The following is an 18,078-nucleotide window of genomic DNA, read 5'->3' as shown; positions in this document are numbered from 1 at the left end:
ATCGCGGCCCGCTTGTAACACTTGTTGCGGCACGATAGACCGTCGTTATCGTGCCCCTGACCAAAGGATCAGAAATGACGCGCACTATCGTTGCATCAGCTACCCGCGAAATCATCATTGGCTTCGATCAACCCTTTTGCGTGATCGGCGAACGGATCAACCCGACCGGGCGCAAGAAGCTCGCCGCTGAAATGATTGAAGGTAATTTCGATACCGTGATCAAAGATGCACTCGAGCAGGTGGCCGCAGGCGCGACGATGCTCGATGTCAATGCGGGCGTGACCTCCGTCAATCCGAACGAGACCGAACCGGGCCTGTTGGTGCAGACGCTCGAGATCGTCCAGGGTCTCGTCGATGTGCCGCTGTCGATCGACAGCTCGGTGACGGCAGCGATAGAGGCCGCCCTGAAGGTCGCCAAGGGCCGTCCCCTTGTTAACTCGGTGACCGGCGAGGAAGAGAAGCTTGAAGCGATCCTGCCGCTCTGCAAGAAGTACGATGTGCCCGTCGTTGCGATCTCCAACGACGAGACCGGTATTTCCACCGATCCAGACGTCCGCTTCGCCGTTGCCAAGAAAATCGTCGAGCGCGCCGCTGATCACGGCATCAAACCACACGACATCGTTGTCGATCCGCTCGTCATGCCGGTCGGCGCCATGGGCACGGCGGGTTTGCAGGTCTTCGCGCTGCTGCGCCGGCTGCGGGAAGAGCTTAAGGTCAATACGACCTGCGGCCTCTCCAACATTTCCTTCGGCTTGCCGCATCGCCACGGCATCAATGCCGGCTTTATCCCGATGGTGATTGGCGCCGGTATGACATCGGCAATCATGAACCCCTGCCGACCGCAGGAGATGGAGGCCGTCCGCGCCGCCAATGTTCTGAATGGCACTGATCCGAATTGCACCAATTGGATCATGACCTACCGCGACTACAAACCGGCTGAAGGCGGCCATGTCGCTGCGGCTTCGCCCGCACCCTCTGCCGGCGGCGGACGTCGCGGTGGACGCGCGGCACGCGCCGGTATCGCAGCAGCGAGGGAATGACCATGTTGCCAAGCCGCCGTCTTTCACATGACCTTGCAACGCTCTGGTTTCAGGCGCCCTTCGTCGTCGCTATCAGGATGCAGGAAATGGCGACGGTCATGATATCAGGTGGAACGGGCAACATCGCAGAATTTCACCGCATGGTGACCGAGAAGCTGGCGGCTGCGGCGGAAAGTGCCATGGCCGCCAACCTGCAGATCTACAGTCAATGGGTTTTCACTATGACCTCGACCGCGCGTTCGTCGCAGCGTGCAGCTGACGCCGTCGTCGGATCTGCCGTGAAGCCCTACAGCAAGCGTGTCCGCTCCAATGCGCGCCGGCTGTCGAGAAAGAAAGCCTGATCCGTGGCCGAAGACAGTGCCAATCCGCTCGTCCTCTTCATGCCTTCCGGCAAGCGTGGCCGTTTCCGCGTCGGAACGCCGGTGCTGGAAGCAGCACGCCAGCTTGGCGTCTATGTCGAAAGCGTGTGCGGTGGACGCGCCACTTGCGGGCGGTGCCAGGTATCGGTTCAGGAAGGCCATTTTGCCAAGCACAGGATCGTATCGGCCAATGATCATCTGTCGCCGATCGGCCCCAAGGAGCAGCGTTACGCATCGGTACGGGACCTGCCGGAGGGGCGCAGGCTATCCTGCTCCGCCCAGATCCTGGGTGACCTCGTCATTGATATCCCGCAGGACACGGTCATCAACGCGCAGGTGGTGCGCAAGGCTGCTGACGAGCGCGCCATCCCCCGCGATGCCGCCGTTCACATGTGCTACGTCGAGGTGGATGAGCCGGACATGCACAAGCCGCTCGGCGATCTCGATCGGCTGAGGGCGGCAATTGCCGCCGATTGGAAATATGAGAACCTCGAAGTCGATTTCAATTTGATCCCGCAGGTGCAGTCCGTTCTGCGCAAGGGCGAATGGAAAGTAACCGCCGCTATCCATAAGGATCACGAGAACGATCGACCGCGTCTCGTCGCGCTCTATCCCGGCCTGAAGAATGGGGCCTATGGTATTGCCTGCGATATCGGCTCCACGACGATCGCTATGCACCTCTCGTCACTGCTTTCGGGCAGGACGGTCGCGTCAGCCGGAACGCAGAACCCGCAGATCCGTTTCGGCGAGGATCTGATGAGTCGTGTCTCCTATGTCATGATGAACCCGGACGGGCGCGAGGCGATGACCAATGCCGTTCGGGAAGCCTTAAACGGATTGATCGACAAGGTCTGCGCCGATGGCGGCGTATCACGCACCGACATTCTTGATGCCGTCTTCGTCGGCAATCCGATCATGCATCATCTCTTTCTCGGCATCGATCCGACGGAACTCGGAGGCGCACCTTTCGCGCTTGCCGTCTCCGGCGCTGTTCAACTGAGATCAGCCGAGATTGGCCTTTCGATGAATGCCGGCACGCGCGTCTATATGCTCCCCTGCATTGCCGGCCATGTCGGCGCGGATGCCGCTGCTGCAACCCTATCGGAAGGTCCTCACCGTCAGGACGAGATGATGCTGCTTGTCGATATCGGCACCAATGCCGAAATCGTCCTTGGCAACCGCGAACGCGTCGTCGCGGCCTCTTCACCGACAGGACCTGCCTTCGAAGGCGCGGAAATCTCGAGCGGCCAACGTGCCGCCCCCGGTGCCATCGAGCGGATCCGCATAGATCCTGTGACATTGGAGCCGCGCTTCCGTGTCATCGGCATCGATCCCTGGTCGGACGAACCGGGCTTTGCCGAAGCGGCCGGCAGGATCGGCGTCACCGGTATCTGCGGCTCCGGTATTATCGAGGTGATCGCCGAAATGTTCCTCGCAGGCATCATTTCCGAAGACGGCGTCGTCGATGGCTCGCTTGCGACGCGCTCGCCCCGCATCATCCAGAACGGCCGCACCTTCTCTTACCTGGTTCATGATGGCGAGCCGCGCATCACCGTGACGCAGAACGATGTCCGCGCGATCCAGCTCGCCAAGGCGGCGCTTTATGCCGGCATCAAGCTACTGATGGAGAAGCAGGGAGTCGGTCACGTCGATCGCATCGGGCTTGCCGGCGCCTTCGGCACCTTCATCGATCCGAAATATGCAATGATCCTCGGTCTCATTCCGGACTGTGCCCTCGATCATGTGAAGGCGGTCGGAAACGCTGCCGGCACCGGCGCACGCATGGCACTCCTCAACCGGGGCTACCGCCGCGAGATCGAGGAGACGGTCAGGAAAATCGAGAAGATGGAGACGGCGCTGGAATCAAGGTTTCAGCAGCATTTCGTCCATGCCATGGCCTTGCCGAACAAGGTCGACGCCTTTCCGGAGCTCTCCAAGGTCGTCAAGCTCCCGGAACGCAGGATGCAGAGCGATGATATTGCGGGCGAAGGTGGGGGCCGCAGGCGGCGTCGCAGCCGCGAATAGAGCAATTCCAGAAAAAATGCGAAGCGATTTTCCTTCGGAACTGGGTAAAAACAAAAGATTAGAGCGGTCCTGCGAAAAGCTGAACCGCCCTAACTTCCCGCAGTCAATTCAAGCGGCGCGCGCAATTTCGACAAAGGCGAAACGGATGCTGTCTGCCACAGCCTGCATCGGACCGCTGAGCTGCGATGCGGTCAGCAGGCGGATGTCGAAGGAAGTCAGTTCCGGCAGACCTTCGTTGGGCCCGAGAATTCGCATATCCTCGGTAACGTAGGAGCGCGGGAACGGCGCTATGGCCAGATCCGAAAGAACCGCGGCGCGCTGTGCCATGGTATGGGCGCTCAGAAAGGCAACACGATAGGGCCGTTTGTTTCTCTCAAGCTGCGCCAGCGCTTCGGATCGCCAGATACATCCCTCCTCCCAGATTGAGATCGGGAGCGGATCCCGGCGGTGCGCCGTGCCACACTTTGCCCCGGCCCAGACCAGTCGTTCGGTATAGATTACCTCGCCATCAGTCGGAAACGGCCGTGTCGCACAGTTGATCAGCGCCAGATCCAGCCGTTGCTCCTCCATGCGCTTCTTCAGATTGATGCTCATGTCGACGACGACATCCACCATGATGCTCGGATAGGTCTCTGCGAAACTCTTCAAGATATGCGGCAGCAGCCGTTCACCGATATCGTCCGGAGCGCCAAGCCGCACGACGCCGCTGAGCTCAGGCATGATGAAACGCGAAACCGCCTCATTGGACAGCGCCAGAATGCTGCGGGCATAGGCAAGAAGCATCTCACCGTGATGCGTCAGGCTCACTGAACGTGCATCACGCAAGAAGAGCGTAGCGCCGAGCTGTTCCTCGAGCTTTTTGATCTGCATCGAAACGGCCGAAGGGGTACGCAGCACTGCATCCGCAGCGGTCGAGAAGTTTCCCGTTTCCGCAATTGCGACAAAGGTCCTCAGGATCTCGTTGTCAAGCAGCGGAAGGGGGCGACGGAAGGGAATGTTCATGGCCATATCTTTCAATATTTCTGAACTTAAGGACCATATCATTTCATTTGTCTGAAAGTCAACGCGGGAGCATATTAGCGGATAACGAAATCAGAGAGTCTTCCCAAGGAGGCTGTGATGACTGGAATAGCACTTCACGACGTATTGCAGTTTGCTCGTCTCTACCGCGCACGGCAGCGCCAGCAAACGGCAATGCAGCGAACCCAGCGCGAAATGAACCTGCTGCCGAAACACCTGTTGGATGATGTCAACGCCCTCGGCCTGCCGATGGACCCTGCGCTGACAAAGCGAGCCCGTTATGTTTCGGCGAACAGTTCAAGAAATTTCATCACACCCATAAGATCCATTACCTTGATTGATGGGTAAGCCGTGAGCATATCAGTAGCCGAAAGGTCGCGACCCTTTTGGCTTCGACCCGAAAGGAACCTGACATGACGACGATCCACTACATCAGCACTGGAAAGGGACCGGCTTCCCTTGTTCCCACGCAGAGCAGCTCTACGCATGTTTTCGATTTTGCCCGAAAACTGGCAAGGCGCTGGCACCGCTGGCAAACGCAGCGGGAAATCGAGTCCATGCCTTTCGAAATCCGCAAAGATATCGGCTGGCCTACTGCCTACGAGGATGAGGCTCGCAGGACCATGCAATGATTGCGACATTGATTGAAGATCAAGGGCGGCACGCGATTGACGGTGCCGCCCGGACAGTTTGAACACGTAGATTTTTTTCCTTTGGATTTCATGCATCTAATTGGGCTTTGAGCCCCGATGAACGCGCATTGGCTCCCGCCAAAGTGATGCGAAGACGGCCCGTGGCGGCGATGTCGCAAAGAATACACTTCCCCGGCGCGTTTATCCATGCGAATGTCGCTTTTAGACCATCGGCGTGACGCTTTCCGCGCAAGGAATACGGGATCACCGCCGAGCATGGGTTTTCTGACATGAGCAAGATGCCGACGAAGACGCGTTCACTGGTTTTTTTCCTTGTCCCGCACTTCACCATGCTGCCCTTTTCGGCGGCAATCGAGACGCTGCGGATTGCTAACCGCATGCTGGGTTATTCCGCCTATTCATGGCGGCTGGCTTCGGTCGATGGACAGAAGGTCTATTCCTCCTGTGGCATTGGCATAGAAGCCAATTCCTCGCTTGCCGACGAGCGACGCTATCTCGGTGGCGAAAACCGTCCCAACATGGTTCTTGTCTGTTCAGGGATCTATGTCGAGGAGTTCCACAACAAGTCCGTCAATGCCTGGCTGCGCGAATCCTATAATCGCGGCGTCGCCGTAGGCAGTCTCTGTACCGGTGCACATGTGCTTGCACAGGCGGGCCTGTTGAACGGCAAACGCTGTGCGATCCATTGGGAAAACCTTCCCGGTTTCGCTGAAGCCTTCCCGCAGGCGGAGGTCTATGCCGATCTCTACGAGGTGGACAGCAACCTCTACACCTGTGCAGGCGGGACCGCTTCGCTCGACATGATGCTTAATCTCATCGGCCAGGATTTTGGCGAAAGCCTCGTCAATCGTGTCTGCGAACAGCACCTCACCGACCGCGTGCGCAGTCCTCACGACCGCCAGCGCCTGCCTCTTCGCGCCCGTCTCGGCGTCCAGAACTCCAAGGTGCTGTCGATCATCGAACTGATGGAAAGCAACCTCGCAGAGCCGCTCTCGCTGCTGGAGATCGCCGACGATGCAGGCCTGTCTCGCCGTCAGATCGAGCGCCTTTTCCGCCAGGAAATGGGACGCTCCCCCGCCCGCTATTATCTGGAGATCCGGCTCGATCGCGCTCGGCACCTGCTTGTGCAGTCCTCGATGCCCGTTGTCGAGGTTGCCGTTGCCTGTGGCTTCGTTTCGGCTTCGCATTTCTCGAAGTGTTATCGCGAGCTCTACAATCGCTCGCCGCAGCAAGAGCGTGCCGAACGCAAGCTTACCATGTCAACGGCTCGCACCGGCGTTGTGGTATAACGCTCAGGTCCCGGCATTTGCGCTCTCGCCGCCGCTCTGCTTGGCGGACGCTCATACGTGGAGGCCGCTCGCCAGGGTAAAGCGCAGCAACAGTGTGAGGACGACCAGGCCGATCAATCCGCCGATAAAGACGATCTTGCGCCACCGCGTCCGGAGGATGATTTCTCCTCCCCTGGCCTCTTCGGCGGTAAAGGTCCTCGGCTCCTTCTTCCTGCCATCCTTCGCCATGGCGTCTCTCCATCAGTGGAGTGCGCGCTCCAATTCCCGTCTTGTCATCTTCGACCGGCCCTCGATGCCGCGCTTTTTCGCCTCGGCATAAAGCTCTTCCTTTGTTGGCCCCGACTGTGGAGCGGTTCGCCGCGCCGTTGCCTTTTCCATTGTCCGGCGCTGTGCGGCCTTGCCCTCCTTCTCGGCCTCGGCGGTCTCGCCCTTGCGTTCCTTCGCCTTTGTGCGCTGCAGATTCCTTCTGTTCTCGGCTGGGCTTTCCTGACGGGTGGCGCCGGCTTCGTGAAGAGCGACGGCGATCGCCTGCTTTGGATTCCTTACCTTAGGACCTGAGCCGCGGATTTTCAGCTCGCCATGCTTGAACTCATGCATCACGCGGGCAACCGTTTCCTTCTGTTCCTTTGATTGTCGCGGCATGTCTTCCTCCATCATCCGGTGGCTAAATCGACAGATCACTGCAGGCGGTTTGTCGTCTGTTTGTTCTTGAGACCGTCATGACTGTGAGAGAGAGCGAGTGTCGGTTTTGGTTGTACCTTTACGAAGTCCTGGACCAGCCGGCCTGGTCCGCCTTTTGCAATCGTCGTCCCGCCGTCGGCAAACCAGAGTGCGCCGGTAACATAGCTTGCCTCGTCGGAGGCGAGGAACGCATAGACATTGGCGATCTCTTCGGGCGTGCCGCGACGGCCGAGAACCGTACCGGCGAGCGTCATTTCCTCCATCTGCTCATTCATCGGTCCCGTTTCCTTGTGAGTCCAGGCCGTGTCGATGGGACCGGGGCAGACGCAATTGGCTCGGACGCCATATTTGCCCTGTTCGAAGGCGACGCCGCGCATGAAGGCATGAACGAAGGCTTTTGTGCCGCCATAGGGCGCATTGTTCGGCTCGCCAACTTCGCCGGCCTCGGAGCCGGCCGACAGGACCACGCCTCGGCTTTTCTGCAGATGGGGAAGCGCGAATTTCGTCATCAGGAAGACCGAGCGGATGTTATTGGCGATCGTGAGATCGAAATTCCCGACAGAATAATCCTGACATTCCGCGACCTCGAGGAACATGCCGGCATTGTTGACCAGGATGTCGAGCTTTCCATATTGCCGCACCGCCTGCTCGACGCAGGATCGGGCATGGGCCTCCTCTGAAAGATCGCCGGTATAGGCGACCGCCTCGCCATTTTGGCGCGAAACGGCAGAGGCAACGTCTTCAACCGGATCATCCGGCAGGCCGGCAAGAACGAGCCTTGCGCCTTCGGCCGCGAATTTATGGGCGATCGCTTCTCCGATTCCCGCACCTGCGCCGGTAACGATTGCGACTTTGCCTTCAAGTCTTCCAGCCATGATCAAACTCCTCTTGAAACTCTCTCCAAACCGCTTGGTCCTATCGATGTTCCCCGGAAATTAGGATGATCATGTATTCGGGCAGTTATGCACGGCAGCCATGCGGTGCTAGCAGTCTGATCCCGAGCGGCTTAGCGATATCGCCCAGGCTCGGTGTTGCCAGCCCCGCTCCTTGCGATCGGAATTAATCACGGAACGACTAAGCCGGAAGCGGGTTTTAAACATGATAGTGCTGGTGGTCGATTCTCGCCGAAGCGACCCCACTCCCTCTTCAGCGTCGGGCCAGACAAGCGATGATGAGGTCAGCACGCCCCTCATCAAAGCCGCGTAGCAGCCCTCCCCGCTTAAAGAGGAAGGTGCCCAGAATCGGCGTAGCGGAGGCGGACATGAGCCCAACTTCAACCATGGGAGCCAACGAGCAGGTCGTGCATGTTTCAGCGGGGCCGGTCACGCTCGAAGGCAACCTGTCGCTGCCCGTCGATGCTCGGGGGCTTGTGCTCTTCGCCCATGGCAGTGGCAGCAGTCGGCACAGCCCGCGCAACCGTCATGTGGCGAAACGGCTGAATGATGCGAATCTAGCCACCCTGCTGATTGACCTGCTGACCGCCGAGGAGGAACCGATCGACCAAGTCACGGCCGAGCTGCGCTTTAATCTCGAACTTCTTTCGAACCGCCTGATCCATGCCACGGATTGGCTTGCCGCATCCGGAGATACGTCTACATTGCGCCTCGGCTATTTCGGTTCGAGCACTGGCGCAGGCGCTGCCCTGATGGCGGCAGCCGAACGGCCGGACCAGGCCGCGGCCGTTGTCTCGCGCGGCGGGCGGCCCGACCTTGCGGCGGCGGCTCTGCCACGCGTCCGGGCTCCGACCCTACTCGTCGTCGGGGGCGCGGACACACAGGTGATTGCGCTCAACCGATCGGCGCTGGCTGCACTCCATTGTGAGAAGAAACTCGCGATCGTCCCTGGTGCGACGCATCTGTTCGAGGAGCCCGGCGCATTGGATCAGGTTGCGGACCTCGCAATCCAGTGGTTCCTGAGCCACCTGACCCCGACAGCCTGATGCCGGTATAGGACGGGAAAAGTGTACGCGGTTTTCCGTCAACAGCGGACTCTAGGGACTGCTAATCTTCGCAGGCGAACCTATTGGGTCACCTCTTCCGTCAACTTGGAGTCGGAATAGACTTGGTTGCGACCCTTGTGCTTTGCCATATAGAGAAACTGGTCGGCCGCGTTGAGGTAGTTTTCGAAGGTCTCGTAGCCGGCAATTTCGGCTACACCGATCGAAACGGTCACGGAAAGTTCCTCGTCGTCGACGGTGACCTTCAGCCGTGACAGATCGGCACGGATTTCGTCGCAGATCCTCGTTGCTGCGCGCGAATCCGTCTGGCTGAAGAGAATGGCGAACTCCTCGCCGCCGAGTCGCGAAAGCAGATTTTCGCTGCCCTCGAAAATCGTATTGAGTTTTACGGCCACGGCTCTCAGAACCTTGTCGCCGATCTCATGGCCATAGGTGTCGTTGAGCCCTTTGAAATGGTCTATGTCCAGAATGGCAACGGAGCTAGCTTTACCGTTGCGCAGGCACTCGTTGATGATCTTTGGACCCTGATCATAGAAATACCGACGATTGTAGAGGCCGGTCAGATAATCACAGGCTGCCGCCGCACGAAGCTGCTTGAGCTGCATCAGGGTTTCGACGTTGTTGGCTATGCGGCATTGCAGTTCCTCCACGACGAAGGGACGGTAAATGAAATCGCTCGCTCCCGCCTTCAGGAAACTTGCCGAAAGCATGCGGTCGTTCGATGACGATATACCAATGACGCGCAGCCGGTCCGAACCGTAGCGGTGTCGTATCCGGCGTGTTAATTCATAGCCGTCCATATCGGGCATATGGTAGTCCGTTACGACGAGCTCGATATCGCTAAAAGCATCTAAGGCGGCGAGCGCCTCGAGGCCGGTGCCGGCCTCAGCCACCATGAACTGCTGCGCGCTCAGCAGATCGACGAGGACCTTGCGAGCCGACGGCATATCGTCCACGACAAGAATGCGGGTCTTACGGTTCGAGATCGTCCGCCGAACGGCGGAAACGAGGTTGTCCACGGCGAATTCATTGCCTTTGATGACATAGTCGACGACATTGCGCTCCAAGATCCTGTTGCGCATCTCGCTGTCGAAGGAGCCAGTGAAAACGATCGTTGGAATTCCGTGTTCGATGATATGGTCCAACACTTCGCCATAAGGCGAATCCGGCAGGTTAAGATCGACGACTGCCATCGCGAAGTCGCGCGCTGGCCGGGAAAGTTCGTCCCGAAGTGCCTTGAGGGAGGAGCAATGGGTGACGGCCAATCCCAATTCAGTCTGGAAGCGATGCGACAGGATGGAGGAAAACATTCGGGAATCTTCAACCAGAAGTAAACTCTGGTTTCCGACCCGGAGACTGGGCCGATCCCGAATGACATCTACCTGCAACGCCATGCCTGCCTTACCCCTTTGAAACCGCTAGCGCATCCGAATCCGTCTGCGGTTGTGTGAGCGGCACGATAGCCGAGAGGCTATTGGCGGTGAAGGGGAACATCAACGTAAATATAACCGTGAATTGCAAAAACCTGATCGAGGATGCCCGAGTCATGCCTTCGACTCGTGGCAGTGGCAAATTCTCTCCGTCGCCGGCTTGGCTGCATCAGGCAAAGGCGGCTTCCTTCCTCATGGCTCGGATTTGCAGCAGCGTATCGAGGTTCTGGTTCACGCGGCAGTAGAACTCCTCGTCAATGAAGGGACGCAGGATGAAATCATTTCCACCGGCTTTGAGAAAGCGTGCCGACAACAGGCGGTTGGTCGAAGAGGAGACACCGATGATGCGCAATTCATGCGAGCCGACACTGGCGCGGATGCGCCGCGTCAGCTCAAAGCCGTCAATGTCCGGCATGTTGTAGTCGGTGATCATCAGTCCGATGTCGCGATTGGCTTTTAGCGCATCCAGGGCCTTCGCGCCGCTTTCGGCGGTGCTGACACGGAAATTGTAACGCTTCAGCCGGCTCGACAGCAATGCACGCGCTGTCGGGCTGTCATCAACGATCAGAACGTGATGGCGATGGTTCGTCAAAAAGCGGCAAACGGATTCGGCGAGCAGCTCCACCGCAAAAACATTGTCTTTCAGAATATAGTCGACAACGTCCTTGGCGATCAGCTCGTCACGCATTCCCTCGTGAAAGGTACCCGTAAAGACGATCGTGGGAATGCTGAGGTCTATCAGATATTCAAGCGCCTCGCCTCGTTCAGCCCCAGGGAGATTTATATTGGAAATAGCCAGCCGGACAGGCTCGCTGGATTTATCGTAGGCGAGCTGCAGTTCTTCGAAATTCCGGCAGATCTCCACATCGATGTTGAAGAGTTCTTTCAGCCTCTTTCCGATCATGGATGTAAAGACGTTGGAATCCTCCACAAGGAGAATACGTGCATCAGCAAGCGACTCCCCCGAATACTGCATTCCCGAAATACCTAGAAAAGCCATGATAAACCTTGCTTAAATTCGATCTCCCATAGTCTTTTGATACTACAAAGCGTTTGAGTATTTATTAACTCACTCCTTCTCATTGGAATGAATAAGGCAGCGCAATCAAAGATCGCCCATAAAAAAGAGGCGGCATAAGGCCGCCTCTTTGTTCAAATCTGATGGGTGCTTTACGACACAGTCAGGCCTTGCGAGTGCCACTGATCTTCCTGTCGCGCAATTCTACAGGACGCTCATCATCACTCTCGGCTTGCGCGGTCTTTTCCTCGGGTTGTTCCTCTACGAATGGCCCCTTGCCAGCCTGTGGGGCCGGTAGCTGATGAAAGAGCACATCGCTTTGCGGTAGCGGAATAGAGATACCCTCCTCCTTGAACCGCTTGAGGATGGCAATGCGCAGATTGTTTCGGACAGTCATCCCCTCACCCATATCCGCGAGGTAGAAGCGCAATTCGAAGTCGAGCGTGTAAGTCCCAAAACGCAAGAACTCGACGTGCGGCTCCGGATTGCGCATTACCAGCGGAATATCGTTGACGAGCTCGAGCAGGATATCCATCACCCGCTGTGCATCAGCATCATAGCTGACGGAGACGGGAATTTCCGAACGTCCGATCTTGTTGCGATGGGTCCAGTTGCCGAGCGACGCGTTGATGAGGTCCGAATTCGGAACGATGATCGATTGCTTGCGGAACGTCTCGATTTCCGTCGCGCGCACCGAGATCCGCTTGACGATGCCTTCCGCCGTGCCTGAAACGATGTGATCGCCGACCTTGAAGGGCCGCTCGACGAGGAGGATCAGGCCCGAGACGAAATTGGAGACAATATTCTGCAGGCCGAAGCCGATGCCGATGGAGAGCGCACTGGCGACGAGCGCAAAGCTCGACAGATCGATCCCCGCAGCCGAAACGCCGACGATCGCCGCAATCCCAACGCCGAGATAGCCGATACCCGTCTTGACGGAATTGCGCACCCCAAGATCAACATGGCTGCGCGCCATGACGTTGTTGTCGAGCCAGCGCTGAACCCAACGCGTGAGAAGAAAACCGCCGGCAAAGAGCAGGATGCCGGTGAAAATGCCGACCAATGAAATGCTGATATTGCCGAGCCGAACTTCGGTGAAGAGGCGATAGGCAATGAGCTGCAGGTCTTGAATATGAAAGCCCCACAGCAAAAGAACCAGCGGAACGCCCGTGAGCAGCGCCACGCCGTAGATCCCGAGACCGGCCACAAGCCCGGCCTGATCGATCGCGACCGGTCCGAAATTGAACCGTTCCCGCAAGAAACGCGCTGCCGACGTATCGCTGAAGCTTTCCTGACGGGAGATCGCTTTGCCCGACAAGATACCGATATACATGGTGACGAGGACGGCACCGGTGATGATGAGCTGTGTCGCCATGAAGCGCGCCAGCCCGACATAGCCGCTCAGCGCGGTGAAGATAAGCCCGAAACCGATAACCCGCAGGATGATCGCCATGCCGCGTGGCCACCGGCGTCCCGGCGCATCCGGATCACCGCTCTTGGCAAGCATCGGCTTGCCGAACGAAGCGGCGATGATGATGCCTCCGATGATCAGCGATGCGACAAGGCTCTTGACGACGGTGACGACGACGGGCGAGCCCATGGCCTCGCTGACGCGACTAAGCACGTAATCGAAGCCGTTTACGATCGCCATCGCGAGAAGGCAGGTGCTCAGCGTTCGAGCACCAATATTGGAGAGTTTGACCAGACGCCAGTGCGGCTCGTATGGCGCGAAGACGGCATTCGTCACCCGCCCGACGAAATAGACAAGACCAATCATGCCGAAAAGCGCTGCCAGAATGGGCGCTATGTCGGGCCGCAGAACGTTGAAACTGCTCAAGAAGAAGTAGGAAGTGATCAACAGCGCTGTCAGCGCCATGGTGCGGATCACGGTCGACCAGAATGCGATGGACAGACGACTGAGATAGGAGGGATCTTCAACAGCCTCATTGCGTTTGAGATAGGGACCGAAAAGCCGATATCCGCCCCGCAGCAGGATGAGTGCGGCGCCAAGCGAGAAAAGCAGAGCCGCAAAGAGCGGAATCCGCTTGAACTTCCAGACGAAACCCAACCAGCTCGCCATGGCTTGCCCGAAATTGCTCACCTCCGTCACGAGCGCATGGCCCGCATCATCGAGGACCGAGGTGGAGATTTCCGTGCGTCGCAGCAGAGTGTCGGTGAAAAGCCTGCGCCGCATCTCCGTCGTCTCGCTGCCGAGCTTCGTCGTGGCAGCCGAAAGAGTATCGAGATCACCCGTCAGGGCGTTGATCTGTGTACGCTCGGCTGTCAGTTTGTTGCGCTCGTCGGTCACGATCGCGGCTTCCGGCGGCTGGCCGTCTTTCGGAGGGTCTCCGAGCTCGGTCAAGCGAGCACTGATCTGGTCGAGTCGCTCGCGAAGGCCGGTCGATACGGCACTGATCCTGCGGCTGAGTTCATCGATGTTGGTCGTAAGCCCAACCAGAGCGTCGTCATTGTCCGCATTCTGCTTGGCGCTGTCCTGAAGCGACGTCAGGTCGTGCTTGGCTTTGTCGAGATCGGTGGATGCCTGTTCGATCGGGCCGGCAAGCGGGGCGGCAGCGGGGGCTGAGGCCGGGTCCTGCGCGCACACGGCGCTGCCGACGCTGATCATGGCCAGCAATAGAAAAGTGCGAAAAAGTATTTTCGTCAGCCGCAAGCTTATTTCCCCACCACAATCGGTATCGATGATCAACAGGTCGTATGTGTTGTAAAGCAAAGAAAGGCGACAGGAAGGCAAACAGCTTCAGAACCCGGCATCCGGTCGTGCCAGATATTCGAGTTCTGAAGGCCTGGATGCCCGCCCCAGCATCGCATTTCGATGCGGAAATCGGCCGAAAGTGGCGATCACATCTCGATGGCGCATTGCGTAATCGAGATATTCCGCGTCGCCGAGCGCGGCGAACAGTTCGACCGCCCTCTCCTGTTCGACCAGATCCTCTGAATGTTCGAACGGCATGTAGAAGAAAGCCCGGCACTCCTCGGAGATGGCGAGATCGGCGCTGACAGCCAGGGCATCTTTCGCCTCCTGCAGTGCCAATCCGTCGGTTGCAAAGGCGAGCGCTGTGCCGCGATAGATATTGCGGGCAAATTGATCGAGCACGATAACCGCTGCAAGGCGGTTCGTGGGGTTTGCACGCCAGATGCCGACAACGCCGCCGGCGAGTGCCAGATGCGTATCGCGAAAACGAGCACGGATCTCTTCATCCAGTTCGAGCGATGCTTCGAACCAGTTTTCGCGCGAGCACTCCTCAAACCAGAAGGCGTAGACCTCCTCCGGTGTGCATATAGACATCTGGTCTGCCATGAACTCCTCCGATTCGCTTCTCCGGTAATCTACGCGCAAACCATTGGGCCGCCATCATAATTGGGAAAGGAAGATCCGCCGCAATGGAGAACCAAAATAAAAGCGATTTCTCCGGAGACGCCGCTAAAGGCTTGTCGTCCGGAGTCATGACAAGCTGCGGGCATGGCCGGCTGGGGACAATGAAGCCATCACGCCATTGTGAAGACCAAGGACGCGCGGGTACCCCTATGCTGCGGATCGTAGCTGATTTCCGCTTTCAGACTGGCCGCCATCGCGGCCAGAATCTTACTGCCGAGGCCGGTTCCCTTCGCCGGGATGGAATGATCGAAACCGATGCCGTCATCCTCGACGACCACTCGCAAAATGTCGCCATCGTTGCGTTCGACGACCACGCGGATCTCGCCGGCTGTGCCTTCTGGATAGGCATATTTGAATGCGTTGGTGACCAGTTCGCTGACGATGAGGCCAAGGGTTATGACCCTGTCGGTTGCCAGATTGACCGGTGCGGAGGTCACGGTCAGTCGATGCGGACGCTTGTCGTCACGCATTGAGGTTTCCAGCTCGGCGAGCAGGTTGCTGAGATATTCGTCGATCTGGACCGTTCCCACCTGCCTGTTCGTATAGAGGCGGCGATGGACGCTTGCGATCGCGTTTATCCGCATCTGCGTTTCCTGAAGTGCGTCGATCGCGACCTGATCCGTCATCAATGAAGACTGCATACGCACCAGCGCGGCGGCAAGCCCCAGGCTGTTGGCGATACGGTGATTGACCTCAGCCAACAGCAGTTCCGCCTGATCCCGCTGCTGGCGAATGACTTCCTGAGCGTGGGCTGTCTCGCGGCGGAACCGCGCCCGTTCGAGCCCCTGCTCCAGCGCAGCCACGAGAAGATCAAAATAATCCGCAGAGACGCCCTTGAGAACGTAATCCTCAGCCCCAGCCTTCAGCGCCGCGATGGCGACACCGGTGTCGACGGATGCCGTCGCATAGATGACCGGCGGATGGTCAGGCATCGCGACGATGCGCGGCAGAATGTCGAGTCCGGTCTCTTCCTTCAGGAAGTGGTCAAGGATGACGGCATCAACTCCTCCTTCGGAGAGCCGCGAAAGGCCGCTTGCACCGTCGAAAGCGAGCTCGACGCGGTAGCCGAGCCGCTCTAGGTTCTTGCGCATGAGCGTACCCAACGCCTGGTCATCATCGATATAGAGGATGCATATAGGGCCGCTCCCTTGCCCCTTGCCCTCCTCATCCCTGCGCTCGCTCATTCTGCCTCCGGAATTTTCATGACAGCAACGAACATCCCAAGCTGTTGGATCGCGTGCACGAACTTATCATATTGCATTGGCTTGCTGACGTAGACATTTGCGCCGAGATCGTAACAGCGGGCAATCTCGCGCGGATCATCCGTGGTCGTCAGCACAATGACCATGCACCGCCGCGTATGCTCGTTGCCTTTCACGCGCTCCAGAATGTCGAGACCGCTCATGTCTGGCAAATTGAGATCAAGCAGGATCAGAATCTGCTGACCGCGGCTGACCTCTCCGCTACCATCGAGCCCGAACAGGTGCTCCAGCGCCTCTGCGCCCGTGAGGAATGATCGCATCTCATTCGTCACACCGGCTCTGCGGATGTTTTTCTCGATGAGGCGCGCGTGCCCGACGTCATCTTCGATCATCACGATCTTTACCGCTTCCGGCCTATAGGTCATCCTTAGCTTTCTTTCATCGTCTTCGACAGATCGGCTGCGATCGCGACCCGAAATGTCGTACCTTTATCGAGCACAGATTGCAGACTGATGTCTCCGCCGAGACGCCGCACGAGTGTGCGCACATGCGCGAGCCCGACGCCATCACCCATCGTGTCCTGCTTCCCCGAACGGCGGAAAAGCTCGAATACTCTCTCCTGGTCGCCCTCGGCGATCCCTCTGCCATTGTCACTTATCTCGAAGATTGCAAGCGCCCCCTTGCGCCAGCCGCGAATACCGATCTTCCCTGTTCGCGCAGGGTCCATGTATTTGATGGCATTGTCCAGCAAATTACCGATAATCTGCTGTAACGCCAGCCGATCGGAGCAGACTTCGGGCAGCCGTGTGTCCATGTCGACCGCTATGTTATTCTCGTCGAGACGATGCCGGACTGTTGCGAGCGTTTCATCCAAAAGATCGTTAAGCCGCAGGCGTTCCGGATTCAATTCACGATTGCCGGCGCGTGCGATAACGAGGATCTGGTTGATAAGATTGTCCATGCGTCGCATGGATGATCGAATAAAGCCGAGCGCTTCGGGAATGTCGGTTTCGACCGCCTCGATCGCGGCCTTGCTGTTAGCGTCGGCCGTGCTGGCGCGCGTGGCATTCAGATAGCTGCGGAAAATGCCGCTCGCGCGATCGAGCTCCTCCGTGAAGCCCATGATATTGACCAAAGGTGCGCGCAGGTCGTGTCCGACGATATAGGCGTAGCTCTGCAATTCGTTGTTCGCCAGTTGCAGGCTCTCCGTCCGCTGCGCGACTGTCTCCTCCAGCGTCTCGTTGATCCGCACCAGCTTACGCCTGGCGCGCTCGATCTGGCGGGTGCGGTCGAACATGACTTTCAACACGCCGCCGGCTAGGACCAGCAGCAGAGCCGCGCTCCCCGCAACGATGCTTGTAAGCCATCTCATCGTTGTCCGCAGCGTAGTTATATGTGTCGCGGAATTGGAAATGCCGAGTTGCTGGATTTGCTCGATGATGGCACGGATCCGATCCATGAAGTTGGCGCCGAGAGAAGACTTCACCAGCGCCACGGCGCCCGCCGAATCGCCGCTTCTCTGCAGTTCGATCGTTCGCACGATTTCCGCCAACTTCTGCTTCAACAGGTCCTGCAGTTCATCGATCTCTGACTGCGGCAAACCGAGATCCCGCAGTTGCGGTGCGAGGATCTGGGTCTCGGAAGAAATGCTGCTGAGCGATCTGTTGAATGGCTCAAGATAGCGCTCTTCGCCGGTCACAAGATAGCCGCGCTGGCCGGTCTCCGCATCCTGCACGGCGCTGAAGAGCCTCAGAACACGAAGATTGAGCTGACTGGCCCGAACGGCACTTTCTGATTCATCCGCCGCGCGATCGGCGAGATAGAGAGCACCAAGCACAGTGGAAAAAAGGACGATTGCACCGGCGCTAAGCAGCACTGGCACTGATCTGAAGAGCGCGGAACTAAGACGTACCATTGCCGGCGACGTTTGGACCCCTACCCGTCGGACTGACATCCGAGCAGGCCGTTAAAATGAAGCTGGAATTTATGAAGCACGCACAAACCCGA

Annotated in this window: 18 protein-coding genes; 7 read left to right on the top strand and 11 right to left on the bottom strand. The window is 58.2% G+C overall.

Annotation, left to right across the window (positions count from 1 at the left end):
• Positions 1-74 precede the first annotated feature (74 nt).
• The 3 genes from AAE029_RS05340 to AAE029_RS05330 are packed head-to-tail and all read left to right on the top strand — an operon-like array spanning position 75 to position 3,424.
• Complete coding sequence (locus AAE029_RS05340) at positions 75-1,040, top strand: methyltetrahydrofolate cobalamin methyltransferase (RefSeq protein ID WP_371071765.1); 966 nt, start codon at positions 75-77, stop codon at positions 1,038-1,040.
• Positions 1,037-1,381, top strand: coding sequence for a hypothetical protein (locus tag AAE029_RS05335; RefSeq protein ID WP_371071764.1), 345 nt, complete (start codon positions 1,037-1,039; stop codon positions 1,379-1,381). Before AAE029_RS05340 ends, AAE029_RS05335 begins: the two co-directional genes overlap by 4 nt.
• A gap of 39 nt (positions 1,382-1,420) precedes the next feature.
• Positions 1,421-3,424: an ASKHA domain-containing protein gene (locus tag AAE029_RS05330; protein WP_371072102.1), complete on the top strand. Its 2,004-nt coding sequence runs from the start codon at positions 1,421-1,423 to the stop codon at positions 3,422-3,424.
• A 108-nt stretch (positions 3,425-3,532) separates the two neighbouring features.
• Here the strand turns inward: AAE029_RS05330 and AAE029_RS05325 are convergent, their stop codons facing one another.
• Entirely contained in the window at positions 3,533-4,468 is a 936-nt protein-coding gene (locus AAE029_RS05325; protein WP_371071763.1) for a LysR family transcriptional regulator, read from the bottom strand.
• 75 nt (positions 4,469-4,543) lie between these two features.
• On the opposite strand from AAE029_RS05325, the gene AAE029_RS05320 reads away from it, so the two are divergent.
• The 3 genes from AAE029_RS05320 (at position 4,544) to AAE029_RS05310 (ending at position 6,386) form a co-directional block, all read left to right on the top strand.
• Positions 4,544-4,792: a hypothetical protein gene (locus AAE029_RS05320; protein ID WP_371071762.1), complete on the top strand. Its 249-nt coding sequence runs from the start codon at positions 4,544-4,546 to the stop codon at positions 4,790-4,792.
• Positions 4,793-4,857: 65 nt separating this feature from the next.
• Positions 4,858-5,076, top strand: a complete 219-nt coding sequence (locus AAE029_RS05315; RefSeq protein ID WP_371071761.1) for a hypothetical protein — start codon at positions 4,858-4,860, stop codon at positions 5,074-5,076.
• A gap of 290 nt (positions 5,077-5,366) precedes the next feature.
• On the top strand, positions 5,367-6,386 hold the full coding sequence (locus AAE029_RS05310; protein WP_371071760.1) for a GlxA family transcriptional regulator: 1,020 nt from the start codon (positions 5,367-5,369) through the stop codon (positions 6,384-6,386).
• A 51-nt stretch (positions 6,387-6,437) separates the two neighbouring features.
• Here the strand turns inward: AAE029_RS05310 and AAE029_RS05305 are convergent, their stop codons facing one another.
• The 3 genes from AAE029_RS05305 to AAE029_RS05295 are packed head-to-tail and all read right to left on the bottom strand — an operon-like array spanning position 6,438 to position 7,942.
• On the bottom strand, positions 6,438-6,614 hold the full coding sequence (locus AAE029_RS05305; RefSeq protein WP_371071759.1) for a hypothetical protein: 177 nt from the start codon (positions 6,612-6,614) through the stop codon (positions 6,438-6,440).
• A gap of 12 nt (positions 6,615-6,626) precedes the next feature.
• Positions 6,627-7,028, bottom strand: a complete 402-nt coding sequence (locus tag AAE029_RS05300) for a DUF6496 domain-containing protein (RefSeq protein WP_371071758.1) — start codon at positions 7,026-7,028, stop codon at positions 6,627-6,629.
• 35 nt (positions 7,029-7,063) lie between these two features.
• Entirely contained in the window at positions 7,064-7,942 is an 879-nt protein-coding gene (locus tag AAE029_RS05295; protein ID WP_371071757.1) for an SDR family NAD(P)-dependent oxidoreductase, read from the bottom strand.
• Positions 7,943-8,328: 386 nt separating this feature from the next.
• On the opposite strand from AAE029_RS05295, the gene AAE029_RS05290 reads away from it, so the two are divergent.
• Complete coding sequence (locus tag AAE029_RS05290; protein ID WP_371071756.1) at positions 8,329-9,006, top strand: dienelactone hydrolase family protein; 678 nt, start codon at positions 8,329-8,331, stop codon at positions 9,004-9,006.
• A gap of 80 nt (positions 9,007-9,086) precedes the next feature.
• On the opposite strand, the gene AAE029_RS05285 is transcribed toward AAE029_RS05290, so the two are convergent.
• From AAE029_RS05285 to AAE029_RS05255, 7 genes are all read right to left on the bottom strand, one after another.
• Positions 9,087-10,418 (bottom strand): diguanylate cyclase, encoded by a 1,332-nt coding sequence (locus tag AAE029_RS05285; protein ID WP_371071755.1) that lies wholly within the window; start codon positions 10,416-10,418, stop codon positions 9,087-9,089.
• 205 nt (positions 10,419-10,623) lie between these two features.
• Entirely contained in the window at positions 10,624-11,454 is an 831-nt protein-coding gene (locus AAE029_RS05280) for a response regulator (RefSeq protein WP_371071754.1), read from the bottom strand.
• 181 nt (positions 11,455-11,635) lie between these two features.
• Entirely contained in the window at positions 11,636-14,143 is a 2,508-nt protein-coding gene (locus AAE029_RS05275; protein WP_371071753.1) for a mechanosensitive ion channel domain-containing protein, read from the bottom strand.
• An 87-nt stretch (positions 14,144-14,230) separates the two neighbouring features.
• On the bottom strand, positions 14,231-14,791 hold the full coding sequence (locus AAE029_RS05270; protein WP_371071752.1) for a DUF924 family protein: 561 nt from the start codon (positions 14,789-14,791) through the stop codon (positions 14,231-14,233).
• A gap of 188 nt (positions 14,792-14,979) precedes the next feature.
• Positions 14,980-16,053 (bottom strand): sensor histidine kinase, encoded by a 1,074-nt coding sequence (locus tag AAE029_RS05265; RefSeq protein ID WP_371071751.1) that lies wholly within the window; start codon positions 16,051-16,053, stop codon positions 14,980-14,982.
• Entirely contained in the window at positions 16,050-16,496 is a 447-nt protein-coding gene (locus AAE029_RS05260) for a response regulator (protein WP_371071750.1), read from the bottom strand. The genes AAE029_RS05265 and AAE029_RS05260 overlap by 4 nt, the downstream gene beginning before the upstream one ends.
• A 2-nt stretch (positions 16,497-16,498) precedes the next feature.
• Positions 16,499-17,986, bottom strand: a complete 1,488-nt coding sequence (locus tag AAE029_RS05255) for a CHASE3 domain-containing protein (protein ID WP_371071749.1) — start codon at positions 17,984-17,986, stop codon at positions 16,499-16,501.
• Between the last annotated feature and the right edge of the window lie 92 nt (positions 17,987-18,078).

Origin of the sequence: Sinorhizobium sp. CB7, assembly GCF_041357635.1 — a bacterium.
Taxonomy (GTDB): Bacteria; Pseudomonadota; Alphaproteobacteria; order Rhizobiales; family Rhizobiaceae; genus Rhizobium.
The sequence above is the reverse complement of the archived record's forward strand: the minus strand, read 5'-3'. Positions and strand labels throughout refer to the sequence as shown.